Raw genomic sequence first — 17,480 nt, 5'->3', positions numbered from 1 at the left:
CCGTCGTACGAGCCTCTTCGTCGTACGGGCGCGCACGTGCGGGCGTGCACGCCCGTCGTCGTCTGCCCGCGCGTCGTGGCTGGTCGCGCAGTTCCCCGCGCCCCTTCGGGGCACGGCTGTGCAGCCGGACCACGTCCTATGAGGCGTTTTGTCGCGCCGCCGGGTCGCTCATGCGTCCGGTCGGGTGACTCAGGTCGCATCACCCGTTCATCGCCACTGCGGGCGGAACATTAGACTCGACGGATCTAGAGGTTCTCAAGACTTCTACATGTTTCTACAAGCCGACAGCTCGACGAAGAGGAGGCACGGGTGGCCCTGCTGACCCGCATCAGGGAACCGCGCGACCTGGACCGGCTCAGCCCGGAGCAGCTCGACCGGCTCGCCGCGGAGATCCGCACCTTCCTCGTCGACGCCGTCTCCAAGACCGGCGGACACCTCGGGCCGAACCTGGGCGTGGTCGAGCTGACCATCGCCATGCACCGGGTCTTCGACTCGCCCAAGGACAAGATCCTCTTCGACACCGGGCACCAGGCCTACGTCCACAAGCTGCTCACCGGCCGCCAGGACTTCTCGAAGCTGCGCGCCAAGGAGGGCCTCTCCGGCTACCCCTCGCGTGCCGAGTCCGCGCACGACGTCATCGAGAACAGCCACGCCTCGACCGTGCTCGGCTGGGCCGACGGCCTCGCCAAGGCCAACCAGGTCCTGGGCAAGGACGACCACGTCGTCGCGGTCATCGGTGACGGCGCGCTCACCGGCGGCATGGCCTGGGAGGCGCTGAACAACATCGCCGTCGCCAAGGACCGCCCGCTCGTGATCGTCGTCAACGACAACGAGCGCTCCTACGAGCCCACCATCGGCGGCCTCGCCAACCACCTGGCCACCCTGCGCACCACGGACGGCTACGAGCGCTTCCTGGCCCGCGGCAAGGACATCCTTGAGCGCACCCCGGTCGTCGGCAAGCCGCTGTACGAGACGCTGCACGGCGCGAAGAAGGGCCTGAAGGACTTCATCGCCCCGCAGGGCATGTTCGAGGACCTGGGCCTGAAGTACGTCGGCCCGATCGACGGCCACGACATCGAGGCCCTGGAGTCCGCCCTGCAGCGCGCCAAGCGCTTCGGCGGCCCCGTCCTCGTGCACTGCCTGACGCAGAAGGGCCGCGGCTACAAGCACGCCGAGCAGAACGAGGCGGACCGCTTCCACGGCATCGGCGCGATCCACCCCGACACCGGCCTGCCCGTCGCCTCCGGCGGCGCCAGCTGGACCTCCGTCTTCGCCGACGAGATGGTCAAGCTCGGCAAGGAGCGCGAGGACATCGTCGCCATCACGGCGGCCATGATGCAGCCGGTCGGCCTCGGCAAGTTCGCCAAGGCCTTCCCCGAGCGCGTCTACGACGTCGGCATCGCCGAGCAGCACGCCGCCACCTCCGCGGCCGGCCTGGCCACCGGCGGACTGCACCCGGTCTTCGCCGTCTACGCCACGTTCCTGAACCGCGCCTTCGACCAGGTGCTCATGGACGTCGCCCTGCACAAGTGCGGCGTGACGTTCGTCCTGGACCGCGCCGGTGTCACCGGCGACGACGGCGCCTCGCACAACGGCATGTGGGACATGTCGATCCTGCAGGTCGTCCCCGGCCTGCGGATCGCCGCCCCGCGCGACGCCGACCAGGTCCGCGCCCAGCTGCGCGAGGCCGTCGAGGTCAAGGACGCCCCCACCGTCGTCCGCTACTCCAAGGGCACCGTCGGCCCGGCCGTCGAGGCCGTCGGCACCGTCGGCGGCATGGACGTGCTGCGCCGCCCCGCCGAGGGCGTCGTACGGCCGGACGTCCTCCTCGTGTCCGTCGGCGCGCTCGCCCCGATGTGCCTGGAGATCGCCGACCTCCTCGACAAGCAGGGCATCTCCACGACCGTGGTCGACCCGCGCTGGGTCAAGCCGGTCGACGAGGCGCTGCCCGGCCTGGCCGCCGAGCACCGCGTCGTCGTCACCGTCGAGGACAACGGCCGCGTCGGCGGTGTCGGCTCGGCGGTCGCGCAGGCGCTGCGCGACGCCGGCGTGGACCTGCCGCTGCGCGACTTCGGCATCCCGCCGCGCTTCCTCGACCACGCCTCCCGCAAGGAGGTCATGGCGGAGATCGGGCTGACCGCGCCGGACATCGCCCGTCAGGTCACCGGGCTTGTCGCCAAGCTCGACGGGCGGCTGGAGGATGCGCCCGGGGCGGCCCCGGTGCCTGAGGCGGCCCCGGCGGCCTCTGAGGCGGCGGTGGAGCCGGCGCGCGACTAGGCTCCGCCTTCGCTCCGGGTCTTTTGCCTCAGCTGGCTGCCGGCTGTGCGTGGCTGGTCGCGCAGTTCCCCGCGCCCCTTACGGGCGCGCGGGCTGGTCGGCCGGCCGACGGCCGTGTGTGGCTGGTCGTGCAGTTCCCCGCGCCCCTATGGGGCGGCTCTTCCGGGCCGGTCGGTCCACCTATCCGGGTGGTCCGACCGGTCCGTCTGCATATGGTCCGGTGCGTCCCATCGGGTGAATCCTGTTGAGGGTGGCCGGTCAGGCCCCTGCCCGGCCCGGATCATCGCGGACACTCGCTCAGTTCATGGTGAGCACGCGAGCAGGTGGACAGGTGGAGGTGGGCCGATGAGCACGAGCGAACAGCAACCTCTCGGGGAGCCCCGCGGCAAGAGCAAGCGCGGAATCTTCCGGACCAAATCGGTGGAGCAGTCCATCCGGGACACCGAGGAGCCCGAGCACGTCCTCAAGAAGTCCCTGACGGCCTTCGACCTGACCGTCTTCGGTGTCGGCGTCGTCATCGGCACCGGCATCTTCGTCCTCACCGGCAAGGTCGCCAAGGAGAACGCCGGCCCGTCGGTGGCGCTGGCCTTCGTTCTCGGCGGCATCGTCTGCGGGCTCGCGGCGCTGTGCTACGCGGAGTTCGCCTCCACCGTGCCGGTCGCCGGCTCCGCGTACACCTTCTCCTACGCCTCCCTCGGCGAACTGCCCGCCTGGATCATCGGCTGGGACCTGATCCTGGAGCTGGCACTGGGCTGTGCCGTCGTCGCCGTCGGCTGGTCCGGCTACATCCAGTCGCTGATGGACAACGCGGGCTGGCATCTGCCCGTCGTCCTGCAAGGCACGCACGAAGGCCGCTTCGGCTTCGACCTCCTCGCCTGCATCCTCGTCCTGGTGCTGACGGCGATCCTCGTCCTCGGCATGAAGCTGTCCTCGCGCGTGACGGCCGTAGTGGTCGCGATCAAGGTCACCGTCGTCCTGATCGTGATCGTCGTCGGGGCCTTCTTCATCACCGGCTCCAACTACGACCCGTTCATCCCCGAATCCCAGGGCACCACGGCGGGCAGCGACATCCAGGCCCCGCTCATCCAGCTCATGTTCGGCTTCTCCCCGTCGAACTTCGGCGTCATGGGCATCTTCTCGGCCGCCGCCGTCGTCTTCTTCGCCTTCATCGGCTTCGACATCGTCGCCACCGCCGCCGAGGAGACCCGCAACCCCCAGCGCGACGTGCCGCGCGGCATCCTCGGCTCCCTCGCCATCTGCACGCTGCTCTACGTGGCCGTGTCCGTCGTCGTCACCGGCATGCAGAAGTACACCGAGCTGTCCACGGACGCGCCCCTGGCCGACGCCTTCAAGGCCACCGGGCACCCGTTCTGGGCCGGGCTCATCAGCTTCGGCGCGGCCGTCGGCCTCACGACCGTCTGCATGATCCTGCTGCTCGGGCAGAGCCGGGTGTTCTTCGCGATGAGCCGCGACGGGCTGCTGCCGAGGATCTTCTCCCGCGTGCACCCGCACTACGGCACGCCCTACCGGTCCACGATCCTGCTCGGCGTGGTCGTGGCCGTGCTCGCGGGGTTCACCTCGATCGACGTCCTCGCCGAGCTCGTCAACATCGGCACGCTCTTCGCGTTCGTCGTCGTGGCCCTCGGTGTCATCATCCTCCGCCGCACGCGGCCGGACCTGCCCCGGGCCTTCCGCACCCCGCTCGTGCCCCTGGTGCCCGTCCTGTCGGTGCTGGCCTCGCTGTGGCTGATGCTCAACCTGACGGCCGAGACGTGGGTGCGGTTCGCCGTGTGGATGGTCGTCGGCGTCGTCGTCTATTTCGTGTACGGGCGGCAGCACAGCCGCGTCCCGTAGCCCGCTCGCCTTCTCCACAGGTCTCTACGGATCTCTACGGACGCACCGCGCTCGGGCCCGCCACCTCCGCTCCACAGGAGGTCACGCGGGCCCGCAGCGCGCGGTCGGCGGTGACGACCACGCACCGGCGGCCCGGCTCCCGGGCCGCCACGAGCTCCACGATCCGGTCGTCACCGCTCCCCGCGGCCTCCTCGATCCGCACGCCCGGCACCGGGCCGGCGCCCCGCGCCTTTCCCTCCACCACGAGGACGACCTCGGGGGTGCCCGCGAACAGCTCCCCCTCGCCCCGCGCCGCGCGGTCCGCGAGGTGGTCCCGGAGCCTTTCGGTGGCCGCACGGCGGTCGCGCCACCAGCCGTCCGGCACCGAGCCGACGACGTTCGCGGAGTCCACGACCAGAAGGACCGGGAGGAGGGTGCTCATGCCCACAGCCTCGCACGCCAACTGCGGGCGGAGGCCCTGACCGGCCACGATGTTATTGTCGAGGGTCGACAAACGGGCTCCGAGCGCAGCGCGACCGAGGCCGAGTGCGAGAGCCGCATGCGAGAAAGGCTGGCAGCGAGTCATGGCAGTGCGTACGGCCACCCCGGTCACCGGCTGGCTACTGAGGGGGAGCGACGGCCGCCTGACGGCCTACGCACCGGCCGAGGGCGGTGTCGTGCGCTGGACCGAGACCCGGCCCGGCGGCCCCGAGTGGACGGGTCCGGAGCTGCTCGCGGTGCCCGGCCTGGAGGCGTGCCTGTCCATAGCGCAGAGCCCGCAGGGCTACGTGTACCTCGTCGGCGTGCGGCAGCGCGAGACCGAGGCGGGCGAGGTCGACACCGACATCGTGTACGCCACCCAGTTCCAGCCCGGCCGCCCGCCCACGAACTGGCGGTCGATCGGCTCGCCCCACGGCCCGGACCGGCAGCGCTCCGCCCAGCTCGGCGTTCCCACCGCCGCCGTCGACTCCACCGGCCTGCAGGTCTTCGTCCGCAACTCCGGCGGCGGCGTCTGCGGCCGCCGGCAGGACGCCCGCGGCATCTGGGGCCCCTGGACCGACATGAAGGGCAGTCACGTCCTCGACGGCCTGACCGCTTCCGCGACGCCGTCGGGGCGCATCGAACTGCTCGCCCCCGCGTCCGAATTCGTGCTGCGATGGCGGCAGGAACAGCCGGGCGGGCCCGTGCGGCGCGTGCGCAACGTCCCCGCGAAGCCGGGGGCTTGCTCGGCGACGGCCGGGGTCACCGGCGAGGACCGCATCACCCACTTCTGGCGTGACGCCGTCGACGGCGAACTGCACACGCTGGCGGCGGAGACCGCGGCCGCGGCCGAGGCCGGCGGCGACGCCGACGCCGAGCCCGCCACCGCCTCGGTCGGTGGCACCGGCAGCGGCGCGGTCGCCGTGCTGCACGCCGTCCTCGACGGGCACGAGTGCACGGTCCTGGCCCAGCGGGCGGCTTCCGGCCTGCCGGCCGTCGCCGTGTGCCCCAGCGGGGACGAGGTGCTGGCCGCGCAGTGGTCGGAGACCGGTGAGGAGTTCGCCGGGGCGCCGGCGCTGGCGCTGGATGCGGCGGGGCGGGTGACGGTTGCTGTGCTCGGTATGGACGGTCACTTGCGGGTGGCTCGGCAGCGGGGCGATGCGGCGGGGTTGGCGCTGGGGGCCTGGGAGCGGGTGTAGGGGGCGGGGGCATCCCCTACCCGCCCCTTCCCCAACCGGGGGCAAGCCCCCGGGCCCCCGGATCGCGCTGAACGCGCTCGTCCTCAAACGCCGGACGGGCTTTGATGGTGGTGCCGGAACCGGCCTGTGAAGCAAGCCGCGCCGACCGGCGCTGCAAGCCCGACGTGCCCGCCCCCTACAACCGCTTCGCGCTCCGCAGCCCCGTCGCGTAGAAGCCGTTGCCGTCCAGGCGGGCCGTGCCGCCCTTGTCGCCGAAGGTGGGGCCGTTGGCCTCTTCGCGGCTGGAGATGAAGCGGGGTTTGCCGTCGGTGTCGAGGCCCATGTAGATGCCGACGTGGTCCAGGCGTTCGCCGGTGCGCTTGTCGATGTCGAAGAAGACCAGGTCGCCCGGCTGCAGGCGGTCCGTGGCGTCGGGGCGCTTGCCGGTGAGTTCCAGGACGGGTACGCCGGGGGAGAGGCGTGCCATGCCGTTGGCGGTGCGGGGGAGGCCGTCGCCCTTGATGTCCTTGGCCATGAGGGGATAGCGGGCGCGGTAGCCGAAGACGGTGCGGATGAAGCCCGAGCAGTCCATGGCGCGGAAGCGTGCCGGTTCGGGGCGTTCGACGGTGCCGTCGCGGAAGCGGTACGGGATGCCGAGGTAGTCGTAGAAGTCGGATTCTTCCAGGCGCATGTCGCCGGCCGCGGATCCGTTGGGGTTCGGGGGGCCGAACTGGGCGTCGCCGGAGTAGGGGATGCCCTGGGCGTCCTTCTTCTGCGGGGCGCCTTCGAGGTATTCCATCGCGAAGGCGAAGATGTCGGGTTCCTTGCTGCCCAGGGACTTGCTGAACCAGTCCTTGAACCAGGCGGACTTCTCGGAGCCCTCCTTCCAGGCCTCCGGCAGCAGCCGCACCCAGCTGTCCGTGGTCACCTTGGCCGAGGTGTACTTGGGCTCGGTGAAGGTGCGGCCGGCGCCGGTGAGGACGGCGGTGCGGGCGCCGTCGGTGAAGGTGCCGAGCACTCCGCCGTCGGCCGCGCGCACGACGGTGCGGGCGGGGTTGGCCAGCCGTTCGAAGCGGCGTTCGCCGGAGGCCGGCTTGCTGCCGGTGGTCGCGCCGGAGCCCGCGACGGACTGCACCGGCGGCACGTCGACGTCCTGCTTCTCGCGCAGCTCGACCGTGAGGTACGCGCTGGTGCCGAGCAGGCCGAGCACGACCAGGGTGTGGACGGCGTGGCGGCCGGTCGGGCCCTTCTTCGGGCCCTTCCTCGGGCTCGTCGTCCGGCCCTTGCTCCGGTCCTTCGTCATGAGGCTGCGCTCCGTGGGGTCGGGTCGGGTCGGGAAGGCTCAGGCGGTGGGCATGAAGCCCAGCAGGATGCCGGCGGTCAGGACGACGTAGTTGGCGAGGGAGACGGTGCCGGTGGCCAGCAGGGTCGCGCCGCGCGGCTGGCGCACGAGCTGGTAGGCGATCAGGCCGGGGACGATGAAGCCCAGCGTCTGGTTCGCGTACATCAGCGGGAACTGCTGCTGCAGGATCACGTAGAGCGTCGCCTGCAGCACCACGCCGGTCAGGACGACCGCCGCGAACAGGCGCTTGCCGTAGAGGATCACGTAGCGCTGCAGCAGCAGGGTGCACAGGTACGTCAGGACGGTGATGCCGACGACCATGGCGGCGCGCTGCAGGCTCTCGACGAGGGTGAGGGCCAGCCAGCCGGGGGTGATCATGCCGCCGGGGGAGAGGTTGGTCGTGAGGTAGCAGACGAGGGAGAACAGCAGGCCGAGGGCGATCCCGATGGCGGCGATCTCCGGGGTGAGGACGGCGGGGATCAACGGAAGTCTCCTGTGGGATCTATGTAGGTCGGCACGTACACCGGGGGCTCTTCCCGCTGCGGACTCAGCTCCTCCGGCCGCTGAGTCTGCGACGTCTGCGACGTCTGCGGCGTCTCGTCCGCGGGCAGTTCCGCCAGCCGCTCCAGCAGCAGTTCGCCCTGGCCGTGGATGTTGCCGATGGCGATGAGCGAGGCGCCGGGGCCGAGCCGGTCCAGGATCTCCCGCTCCAGTTCGGCCGGATCGCGGCGGTCGCCGCCCAGGTCGACGATCTTCGAGCGCCACTCGGCGGGGATCGCGTCGGCGGCGCTCTTCGTCGGGTGGCCGATCAGGAAGACCGATTCCGGTTCGAGGCGGGGGATCAGCTCGCCCATCTGCCCGTTGCGCTCGACGCGGTCGGGGCGGCAGTTGATGAGGACGTGCAGGGGGCGCTCGATCGCGCCGAGGCTCAGCAGCTGCTCGACGTTCATCAGCGTCGACTCGGGGTCGTTGGCCGCGAAGATGTTGGCGAAGCGGAACGGCTTGCCGTCGGGGGTGAGGTAGCGCTCGACGGAGAGCACGCCGGGGTCCGGCGGCGCGTCGTACATGCCCTGCAGCGCGGTGGCCCGGTCGACGCCGAGGAGCTCGGCGACGGCCAGGGCGATGGCCACGTTCTCCTTGAACGTGAACCAGCTGAAGCCGCGCAGCTCGGCGTCGGTGACGGTCTCCGGGTCCACGGCGATCAGCCGGCAGTCGCGCTTGCCGGCCTCCTCGCGCAGGATGTGCAGCCGGTCGCGCTCGGCGGTGACGCAGATGCCGCCGTGCGGCATGGACCGGCTCAGCGACCGGGCCACGTCGTCCAGGGTGGGGCCCATCTCCGCCAGGTGGTCCTCGCGGACGTTGCACAGGACGCCGATCGTGGAGCGGATCAGCTTGGTCTGGTTGACCTCCTGCAGGGCCGGCATGACCGCCATGCACTCGATGACGAGCGCGTGCGGCCGGTACGCGGCGGCGCGCCGCACGATGCCGATCTGCTCGACGACGTTCGCGATGCCGAACTTGCGGTAGACGGGCTCCTCGGTGGCGTCCGGGTGGATGAAGCGCGCCGCGGTGCCGGTGGTCTTGGCGACCGTGACCAGGCCGCCGCCGCGCAGCGCGCCCGCGCACAGCCGGGTGATGGAGCTCTTGCCGCGGATGCCGTTGATCAGCACCCGGGTGGGGATCATGTCCAGGTTGGTGAAGTGGCGGCGCTGCTCGACGACGCCCGCGACCAGGACGATCGCGCAGCAGATCACCAGGACCGTGTAGAGGAAGAGCACCGGGTCAGTTCCTTCCGGAGGGGCGCGCCGGCTGCTTCTGGGCGAGTTGCTGCCGGATCAGTTCGAGGTTGCGGACGACCGCGCCCGCCTCGTCGTGGTGCTGCGGGAACAGCACCGTCCTGCGGTCGCCGCCGGCCAGGGCCTCGGCCTGGTCGGCGAGCTTGCGCAGCGGGCGGATGACGAGGATGTGCAGCCAGCCCAGGCAGGCGACGGCGGCGGTGACGCCGAGCAGTCCGGCGAGCATGGTGTGCCGCTGCGCGGTGTACTCGGGCAGCTCCAGCCAGGACGCCGGCTGTTCGCTGACGACCTGCCAGCCGAGGTCGCGGACGGCTCCGCCGCCGGTGAAGGGCGCGGCGGCCGCGAGGGAGGAGCCGTCTCCGGTGCGGTGCAGCAGCGCGGTGCCGTTGGTGGCCTTGCGCGCCTTGAACGCGAGGGCGTCCAGGTGCCGGCCGGGCAGCTTCGAGAAGGCGCGGAAGCCGTGCTGGCGGTCGGCGGCGATGATGCGGTGCTTGTCGTCCACGAGCCAGACCTGGCCGAGGCCGGGCCGGGTGACCATGGAGATCAGGAACTGCGGGTCGTACTCGCCGACGACGGTGCGGCCCTTGCCGCCGGGCACGGCCGCGTACGCGGCGACCGCCGGTTCCTTGCCCGAGGTGTTGAGCTGGGCGACGGAGTCCGCGTACGGCTTCCGGCCGCCCGGGTGGCGCGGGGAGGCCCCGGCGCGGGTGAGGACCTTGCCGTCGGCGTCGAGGACGTAGACGGAGCGGTAGCGGGGGTGCTCGCGCAGCGTCGTCTGCAGGACGGCCTTGTCGGCGGCGTCGTCCTTGCCGCCGCCCGCCCCGACGATCTGCGCGACGGAGGCGACGTCGGCCCAGCCCTCGTTGAGCGCCTTGCGGACGCGGTCGGCGGCGGTGTCGGTGCGCCGGCGCTGGTCCTCGACGAGCTGCTTGGGCACGGTGACGCCGCTGCCGGCGCGGTTGAGGAGCAGCATGAGCGGCGCGGCCCAGGCGAGCAGGACGACGCCGCAGACGATGACGGTGGCGCGGGTGCCGAAGCCGCCGCGCGCCCGGCCGGTGCGGGTGGGCCGCCCGCCGAGCAGCTGGCCGCGCAGGCTCTCCAGGGCGGCGCCGATCCGGGCCGGCTCGCGGCCGCGGAACCTGCGCACCGGCCGGTCGAGCTCGCCGCGGCCGATCCTGCGGCTCTCCAGGTACAGCTGGATCAGCGGGCGCTGGACCGTGCGGACCAGGATCCAGGTGACGAGCACGGCGAGGACGAGCAGGACGGCGGCGGCCACCAGCCCGAAGGCCTGGGTGCGCACGGCCTTGGCGTCCTCGGTGACCTTGACGGAGGTGACCACGGACAGGCCGAGGCCGCCCGCGGGGCTGGTCTCGCCGGGGGAGCGGCCCGCGGCCGCGTAGCCCACGGCGGTGCGGTGCTTCTTGTCCGGGCCGCCCATGAGGTTGCCGCTGGCGCCCGGGTGGCCGCCGGGCTCGGGGGTCTTGCCGAAGGCGGTGGCGGCCGTCTTCGCGGCGCGCTTGGCCCACGCCGTGCGGGTGATCGAGGGGCCGTCCTTGGCGAGGACCGTGCCGGCGGAGTCGACGACGAGCAGGGAGCGGTTCTCGCCGGTGGAGATCCCCGGCACGTTGAGGGTGCCGGAGGCGACGAGCAGCCGCAGCTTGCCGCCGTCGCGCAGGGCGGCGGTGACGAGCATGCGGGTCTCGCCGGAGGGAAGTTTCACGAGCCGGGGCGCGAGGCCGCCGTCCTTGTCGCTCTTGTTCCCGTTATCGGCGTTTTTGCTCGACCCGTCCTTGACGGCGTCGGCCAGAGGGATCGTTTCGCCACGGGCGGCGAGAAGGCTGCCGCTCGCGGGGTCGATGACCGCGAGGCCGCGCCACTTGTTGTAGACCTTGCCGAGCTTGTCCAGGACGGTGTCGGCCGGTACGGCCTGGGGCCCGGTGAACAGCGCGGCGGCGCGCTGGAGGTCGGTGACGCTCTCGTCCAGGGAGGCCCGCAGCGCGAGCGCGCCGTCCTCCGCCACCCGCTGCTGCGAACTGAGCACGGCCTTGTCGACGGCGGTCCGGTCGTGGTCGCCCAGCACCAGGGCGGTCGCCCCCGCCACCAGCAGCAGCAGCGCCAGGAGCGCGGCGATCGGCGGGCGGGCGCCGCCGAGCAGGGGCATGTCGGCACGCCGGCGTATCTTGCGCCGACGCGCGCCGCGCGGTGCGGTGGGCGGCATTCCTGGGTATTCCTTTCGGCCGCGGCACGGCATGCTGCCCGGGACGGCGGAATACCTTGTTCTGCTTGCCGCTCATCAGGATGGGCTAAGGGGAACTGCAGAATCCTAAGTGGAAGCTAAAGTATTGACAAAATCTCAACGACATGTCCTTCATGTGCGTGCGTATCGGGTGCAGTTGAAGTAAAGGCGGGAAGGCGTGCGGCTCCGGGGTACTTTTGCCGGCATGACGGGCCAGCCGGAGACCGCCCGCAGCGAGCGCACGGTCCGCATCGCGCGTACGGCCCGTGCGGCCCGCGCCTCCCGTGCGGCCCGCGCCGTGCGGACGGCGCTGCTCTGCGCGCTGCTCGGCGCCCCGCTCCTGGCCGGGGCGGCCGCCTGCGGGGGCCCGTCGGCCGGGGACGGGGACGGCCGCAAGGACACGACCAGGTCCCGCAGGGCCGCGCCGCATCCCCACGCCACCGGGACCGTCGACCTCGCCCGGCGCATCACCGACTACACCGACGGCATGACCGCCGACGGCAGCTACCGCATCCCCACCGAGCGCGAGCGCCGCGCCGTCGCCGACGGCGTCCGCGCCCTCCTCGACGGGGACCGTGCCGCGGCCGGGCGCCGGCTGAGCGGCGTCGGCTACGCCGTGCGCGACCTCGTCGACAGCAGCGGCACCCGGTACGCGGAGATCGCCGACGCCACGCGGGAGGGCGAGGTCCGGCGCGGCTGGGGCCGCGTCTACGTCGACCTGCGCGGCCCGGTCCGCTGGCAGGTCCAGGTCCCGCACCCCTCCGCCGACCAGCGCACCGAACAGCTCGGCATCGGGCTCCTGCGCGGCACCCCGGGCGGTGTGCTCGTCCTGGCCGGCGCCCACCGCGCGGCGGACTCCGGCGACGGCCCGGACGCCGCGGACGTCGCCCACCGCCGCGACTCCGTCTTCGCCGCCGTCTCCGACGCCCTCGCCGACCGCCGCCTCCCGGCCCTCCAGGTCCACGGCTTCGCCGACAGCAGCCTGCCCGAGCACGACGTCGTCGTCTCCCCGGGCAGCGGTGAGGCGGGCCTCCCCTCCGCCCGCGGCCTCGCCGCCGCCTACCGCGCGCAGGGCATGCGCGTGTGCGAGGTCTGGGAGCGCTACTGCGGCCGCCTCGAAGGCCGTACGAACGTGGAGGGCGAGTACGCGGGCGAGGCCGGCGTGCCGTTCGTGCACGTGGAGCACAACCGGCGGATCCGGGACGACGACGCACTGATCGCGAAGGCGGTGCGGGCGCTGGCGGAGGTGGCCGGACGCTGGGGGACGGGGCGGGGCTGACGGCCCGCGCCGCGGCGGTTCGCTCCGCCCGTGCTTCGCTGCGCCGAGCGGCCCCGCGGTCGCCCTGCCGGGTGTCCTTCCGGTGATTTTCGCCCCGGTGGCCGTGGGGAAAGGGTTACCTGATTCCTGTACCGGACGGCGGGCCGCCCGGGCGGCCGGTGCCGCCCACCGGGGCGGGAGGATGCGGATGCGGGGGGTGGGAGCCTATGGGGCCGGGGGTGCCACTGCGCCGGACGCGCGTGCAACGGCGCATCGGGCTGGGGCTGGCCTGCGCGGCCCTGGTCACGCTGGCCGTCGTGCTGTGGCGCGGCGACGTCGAAAGCCCCGGGACGGCGACGTGGATCTCCGTCGTCTCGGCCGTCGTCTCGGCGTGCGCCTTCGTCGCCGATCTCCTGAACGGCTTCCGGGACGGCACCCCGAACCAGGGCGACCGGGGGCGGCAGGCGGCCGACGCCCTCGCCGAAGCCGTACGCGGCCAGTGGGCGGCGGAGGCGCAGCTGCGCAGGCTCCAGGACCCGGAACCGCTGAACGTCCGCTGGTCGCGCGTCGGCCCGCCCCTCGCCGACCACCAGGACAACATCCACAGGGGACGGCCGGTGCCCCCGCCGCGCGACGGCGACCAGCAGCTCAGCCGGATCGCCGAGGCGTTCGCCGCGGTGCCGTCGCACCGGCTGGTGGTCCTGGGCGGCCCGGGGGCGGGGAAGAGCATCCTCGCCGTGCAGTTCGTCCTCGACGTGCTCAAAGCCCGCGAGCCGGGCGGCCCGGTGCCCGTTCTCTTCCCGCTCGCCGGGTGGAATCCGCAGTCCCTCACCCTGCGCGAATGGCTGGCCGAACGGCTGTCCGCCGAGTACCGCACGCTGACCGTCTCGGCCGGAGACTCCATCCTGGCCCACCAGCTGCTGGCATCCGGTCTCATCCTGCCCGTGCTCGACGGCTTCGACGAGCTTTCCCCGCCGGCGCAGGGCGAGGCGTTGCGGCGGCTCAACGCGGAGCTGGACGACCGGCTGCCCGTCCTGCTCACCTCCCGCACCACCGCCTGGAGCCGCGCCGTGCAGGCCGGCGACGTCCTGACCGCCGCGGAGGTCGTGGAGCTGCGACGGCTCGACTTCGGCACGGCACGCACCTACCTGGAGCGCACGGCGCGGCCCGACGGCCGGGGCTCGACCTCGTGGACGCCGGTGCTGCGGGCGGTGCCCCCGGGGCCGCTGACCGAGGTGCTGGGCACGCCGCTGATGGTGGCCCTTGCCCGCACCGTCTACGGGGACACCTCCCGCGATCCGGCCGAACTCCTGGACGCGGGGCGCTTCCCGACGGCCGAGAGCATCGAGGAACACCTGCTGGACGCCTTCGTCCCGGCGGCCTTCGGCGACGCGCCCGGAAGCACCTGGCGGCCGGACGCGGCCCACCGCTGGCTCCGCCGCCTCGCCCGCGGCCTGGACGGCCCCGCCCCGGACCGGCACGCCCCGGACGGCCACGACCGCCGGCGCGGCACGTGGCGGCTCGCCTGGTGGGAGCTGCCGGACGCGATGCCGAGGGCTCTGCGCGTGATCGGCCCCGCCCTGACGGCCCTCCTCGCGACGGCCGCGCTGCTGGTGCCGCTGGCCTGGTACGGCAAGGGGGTCGTCGGCAACTGGGACAGCCCCCTGTCGATGGTCCTCCACCTCACGGGCATCTTCGCGGGCCTGTGCTGTGGATTCGCCTGCCTGCTGCCCGCGCGGGCGGACACGCCGCAAGGGCCGCGCCGGCTGGCCCGCACGGCGGTGACGCTGATCGCCGTCGCCGCACCCCTCGCCGTCGTGGCCGGACTCCTGGCGCCACCGCTCTTCGGCTTGAGGCTGGGGGACGCGATCACGCCCCGGCCCGTCTGGTTCTTCAACGGGTGCGCCTTCGGGCTGATCCTGTCGATGCTCTTCGCCGTCGCCGGTCTGCCCCGGCGCCCGCCCCCGCTGGGCCTGCCGTGGGCCGGCAGCGCGAGCGGCCTGGGGACCGTCCGAGCGCTGGCGGGCGGCCTCGCCGTCGCCGGGACGGTCCTCCTGACCGTCCGGCTGGTCGTACCGGCCATGACCTGTCTCGCGGCGGGGCTGCTCCTGTTCCTGGCCGGACTGCGCCACGCCGAGCGGGCCGCAACCCAGTTCGCGGGCCCCGCCGCCGTTCTCCGCGGCTTCGGGACCGGTCTCCTGCGCGGGTTCCTCGTCTGCTCACTCATCGGAGTGGCTGCTTCCGCGGTCGTCGGAGGCATCGTGGGGGCGTTCGCGGCGTACGAGGTCCGCTCCGCTCCCTCACTCGGGAACGGCCAGCGGATCGACGGCTGGTACGTCCGGGTGGCAGCCGACGGCATCCGCACCGTCGAGTCCCGGAAGCAGTACGCGGGCGAGCTGCTGCCCCGCGGCCCCCGCATCATGCCGCTCGCCGTACCGCGTCACGCCGGCATCGCGTACAACGGGCGCACGCCCGAACCCTTCCACCAGCCGGTCCGCATCCGCATGGAGCGCGGCGGACCGGTGCTCATCACGGCCGGCCGCCCCCGTGCCGACGCCTGGAACGTGGTGTCCGAACTGCCGCCCGGTGTCCGGCGGTGGCTCGCGTACCGCAGCACGCCGGCCGTCATCGCCGACGTCGTCGTCCCGCTCGCCGAATTCGGCGTGCTGATCGGCGCCATCGGAGGCTGCGCCTCCGGCGTCTACCGCGCCCTGAGCACCCCCTCCGACACCCTGCGGGCCGCCGGCCCGCAGAGCACCCTGCGCACCGACCGCGCCGCCACCGCGGCGCGCAGCGCCATCGCCGCCGTGCTCGCGGGCGGGATCTGCCTGGCACTGATCCCGGTGGTCGGGAGCGGCGGCGCGCTGGGCACCATGCACACCGAACTGTGGGTGCCCGTCGGCACGTCCGCGCTCGCGCTGAGCGCCTGGGGCCGTCTGCTGACGGCCCGGATCTGGCTGGCCGTCACCGGCCGTGCGCCGTGGCGGCTCATGGCCTTCCTCGAAGAGGCCCACCGGCGCGGGGTGCTGCGCCAGTCGGGCGCGCACTACGAGTTCCGCCACCTGCGGCTCCAGCAGCGCCTCGCGGGCGCGGCCGATCACACCAGCCCGGTCGCCAGCCCGGCCGGCAGCCCGGTCAGCTGAAGTCCAGGCTTCCCGTACGGGTGCGCTTGAGCTCGAAGAAGTTCGGGTAACCGGCCAGCAGCCGCACGCCGTCGAAGATCCGGGCGGCTTCCTCGCCCCGCGGGATCGCGGTCAGGACGGGCCCGAAGAAGGCGACCCCGTCGACGTGGATGGTCGGCGTGCCGACCTCTTCGCCGACCGGGTCCATGCCCTCGTGGTGGCTCTTGCGCAGCGCCTCGTCGTACTCCGTCGTGTGCGCCGCCTCGGCCAGCGACTCCGGCAGGCCGACGTCGGCCAGCGCCTTCCTGATCAGCTCGTCGGAGGGCTCGCCGCCGCCGTTGTGAATCCGCGTGCCCAGCGCCGTGTACAGGTCGCGCAGTACGCCCTCCCCGTGCTCCTGTGCCGCGGCGGTGCACACGCGCACCGGGCCCCAGCCCACGTCGAGCAGTCTCCGGTAGCGCTCGGGCAGATCGGCGCGGCCCTCGTTGAGCACGGACAGGCTCATGACGCGGAACCGCAGATCGAGGTCGCGGTGACGCTCCACCTCCAGGATCCAGCGGGAGGTGATCCAGGCGAACGGGCAGACGGGGTCGAAGTAGAAGTCCACTTTGTGTGTCATGACCATGAGCCTACGGGGGGAGTGGACCGGCGGATAGGTCCACTTCCCCGCGCGGATCGTGGGCCAATGCCTATTGCTTGCGCCCTTGCGGAGGTGCTCCCTGCGTCGCCGCTCGACGTCTTCGACCGCCCTCTTCTTCGTGCGGGTGGGTATTCGCACGCGCGTTCATTGTGTCCGGCCTCCGTTGTGTCTTGCTCGTTGCCAGCGGGCAACTCCCCTTCAGGTAACTAGGGTTGCCGGGCAGAGGCCTCGACCACCAGGACTTGATGTCCCCGGCGCACGCAGGGGAGATGGGAGGTAGGTGCATGCCCGCACGACCACGCACGCTGACGCCGGACCGGTCGGCCCGGCATCTGTTCGGCGCGAAGATGCGCGCGTACCGCGGCAGCATGACCTTGGAACGGCTCGCCGAGATCGTGAACTTCAGCAAGAGTCATTTGGCGCGGGTGGAGACGGCGGAGTCGATGCCGCCGCCGGAGCTTCCGGGGCTGCTGGACACCGAGTTCGGCACGGACGGCATCTTCGTTGAGCTGTACCAGCTCGCTCGGAAGGAGATCCATCCGGACAAGTACCGGCGCCGGATGGAGTTGGAGTCGCAGGCGCGCCTCATTCAGCAGTACACCGGGCAGATCGTCCCGGGTCTGGTGCAGACGGAAGAATATGCGAGGGCTCTGTTCGAGGCGTACAACCCCCGGGCGACACAGGACGAGATCGCGGAACTGGTCATGGCCCGGCTGTCCCGGCAGGCACTCCTGAGGGAGGATCCGGAGCCGGACATTTCCTTCATCCTCGACGAGGGCGTGATCCGGCGCTCTTTCGGTGGCCCGAAGGTCATGCGTGCTCAACTCGACCGGCTGGCCGGGCTGGCTCTCACCTCGACCACCACTGTGCAGATCCTGCCGTTCTCACACGGTGGCCACGGCCTGGTGGGCGGCACGCTGACCTTGCTGACCCTGCGCGATGGGACACAGGTCGCCTACGAGGAGTCGATCTCCACCGGGACCCTGCTGGAAGACACAACCGACTTCATCACACGTGACCGTGCTTACGATCTCCTGAGCGCCAGCGCCCTGTCGCCGACAGACTCGGCAGCATTCATCAGGTCCGTCATGGAGGCATTACCCGATGAGCACCATCCCTGACATATCCCGCGCGGAATGGGCCAAGTCCAGCTACAGCGGCGATGGTGGTGACAACTGCCTTGAATGGGCGCCATCCGTATCTCCAGGCATCATCCCCGTCCGCGACAGCAAAACCCCGGACGGGCCCGTCCTCGCCTTTTCTCCAGCGGCCTGGGCCGCCTTTGTCCGCTCCGTCTGACGCAACGCAAACGAGGGCC

The 17,480-nt window shown here is 72.3% G+C and carries 13 protein-coding genes; 7 read left to right on the top strand and 6 right to left on the bottom strand.

Annotated features, from left to right (window positions below; all coding sequences use genetic code 11):
- Nucleotides 1-309 precede the first annotated feature (309 nt).
- A complete protein-coding gene (dxs, locus tag NQU55_RS18690; RefSeq protein WP_256790863.1) occupies nt 310-2,277 on the top strand; it encodes a 1-deoxy-D-xylulose-5-phosphate synthase in 1,968 nt (655 codons plus the stop codon).
- 345 nt (nt 2,278-2,622) lie between these two features.
- The gene (locus tag NQU55_RS18685; protein ID WP_168093449.1) at nt 2,623-4,131 is read left to right on the top strand and encodes an amino acid permease; all 1,509 of its coding nucleotides are present in this window, start codon (nt 2,623-2,625) and stop codon (nt 4,129-4,131) included.
- 34 nt (nt 4,132-4,165) lie between these two features.
- Here the strand turns inward: NQU55_RS18685 and NQU55_RS18680 are convergent, their stop codons facing one another.
- Entirely contained in the window at nt 4,166-4,552 is a 387-nt protein-coding gene (locus NQU55_RS18680; protein WP_168093450.1) for a PIN domain-containing protein, read from the bottom strand.
- Nucleotides 4,553-4,694: 142 nt separating this feature from the next.
- Here NQU55_RS18680 and NQU55_RS18675 point away from each other — a divergent pair, with 142 nt between their 5' ends.
- Entirely contained in the window at nt 4,695-5,789 is a 1,095-nt protein-coding gene (locus NQU55_RS18675; RefSeq protein ID WP_168093451.1) for a PLL family lectin, read from the top strand.
- 175 nt (nt 5,790-5,964) lie between these two features.
- Here NQU55_RS18675 and NQU55_RS18670 read toward each other — a convergent pair whose 3' ends face one another.
- The 4 genes from NQU55_RS18670 to NQU55_RS18655 are packed head-to-tail and all read right to left on the bottom strand — an operon-like array spanning nt 5,965 to nt 11,124.
- Nucleotides 5,965-7,071 (bottom strand): C40 family peptidase, encoded by a 1,107-nt coding sequence (locus NQU55_RS18670; protein WP_168093452.1) that lies wholly within the window; start codon nt 7,069-7,071, stop codon nt 5,965-5,967.
- A gap of 39 nt (nt 7,072-7,110) precedes the next feature.
- Complete coding sequence (locus NQU55_RS18665) at nt 7,111-7,593, bottom strand: poly-gamma-glutamate biosynthesis protein PgsC/CapC (RefSeq protein ID WP_168093453.1); 483 nt, start codon at nt 7,591-7,593, stop codon at nt 7,111-7,113.
- The gene (gene pgsB, locus NQU55_RS18660) at nt 7,590-8,888 is read right to left on the bottom strand and encodes a poly-gamma-glutamate synthase PgsB (RefSeq protein ID WP_168093454.1); all 1,299 of its coding nucleotides are present in this window, start codon (nt 8,886-8,888) and stop codon (nt 7,590-7,592) included. The genes NQU55_RS18665 and pgsB overlap by 4 nt, the downstream gene beginning before the upstream one ends.
- 4 nt (nt 8,889-8,892) lie before the next feature.
- Nucleotides 8,893-11,124 carry a HAMP domain-containing protein gene (locus NQU55_RS18655; RefSeq protein WP_240976432.1) on the bottom strand — a complete coding sequence of 744 codons (2,232 nt, stop codon included), beginning with the start codon at nt 11,122-11,124 and terminating at the stop codon, nt 8,893-8,895.
- A gap of 223 nt (nt 11,125-11,347) precedes the next feature.
- On the opposite strand from NQU55_RS18655, the gene NQU55_RS18650 reads away from it, so the two are divergent.
- On the top strand, nt 11,348-12,421 hold the full coding sequence (locus tag NQU55_RS18650) for a hypothetical protein (protein ID WP_256790862.1): 1,074 nt from the start codon (nt 11,348-11,350) through the stop codon (nt 12,419-12,421).
- Nucleotides 12,422-12,660: 239 nt separating this feature from the next.
- Entirely contained in the window at nt 12,661-15,543 is a 2,883-nt protein-coding gene (locus NQU55_RS18645) for an NACHT domain-containing protein (RefSeq protein ID WP_256790861.1), read from the top strand.
- Here the strand turns inward: NQU55_RS18645 and NQU55_RS18640 are convergent.
- Nucleotides 15,536-16,141, bottom strand: coding sequence for a mycothiol-dependent nitroreductase Rv2466c family protein (locus NQU55_RS18640; RefSeq protein WP_168094921.1), 606 nt, complete (start codon nt 16,139-16,141; stop codon nt 15,536-15,538). The genes NQU55_RS18645 and NQU55_RS18640 overlap by 8 nt on opposite strands.
- 305 nt (nt 16,142-16,446) lie before the next feature.
- Between NQU55_RS18640 and NQU55_RS18635 the strand changes: the two genes are divergently transcribed.
- Nucleotides 16,447-17,283 (top strand): DUF5753 domain-containing protein, encoded by an 837-nt coding sequence (locus NQU55_RS18635; RefSeq protein WP_168094920.1) that lies wholly within the window; start codon nt 16,447-16,449, stop codon nt 17,281-17,283.
- Entirely contained in the window at nt 17,267-17,461 is a 195-nt protein-coding gene (locus tag NQU55_RS18630; protein WP_168094919.1) for a DUF397 domain-containing protein, read from the top strand. Before NQU55_RS18635 ends, NQU55_RS18630 begins: the two co-directional genes overlap by 17 nt.
- Nucleotides 17,462-17,480 lie beyond the last annotated feature (19 nt).

The organism is Streptomyces telluris, assembly GCF_024519335.1.
Classification (GTDB): domain Bacteria; phylum Actinomycetota; class Actinomycetes; order Streptomycetales; family Streptomycetaceae; genus Streptomyces; species Streptomyces telluris.
This window is presented reverse-complemented; position numbering and strand designations above follow the sequence as displayed.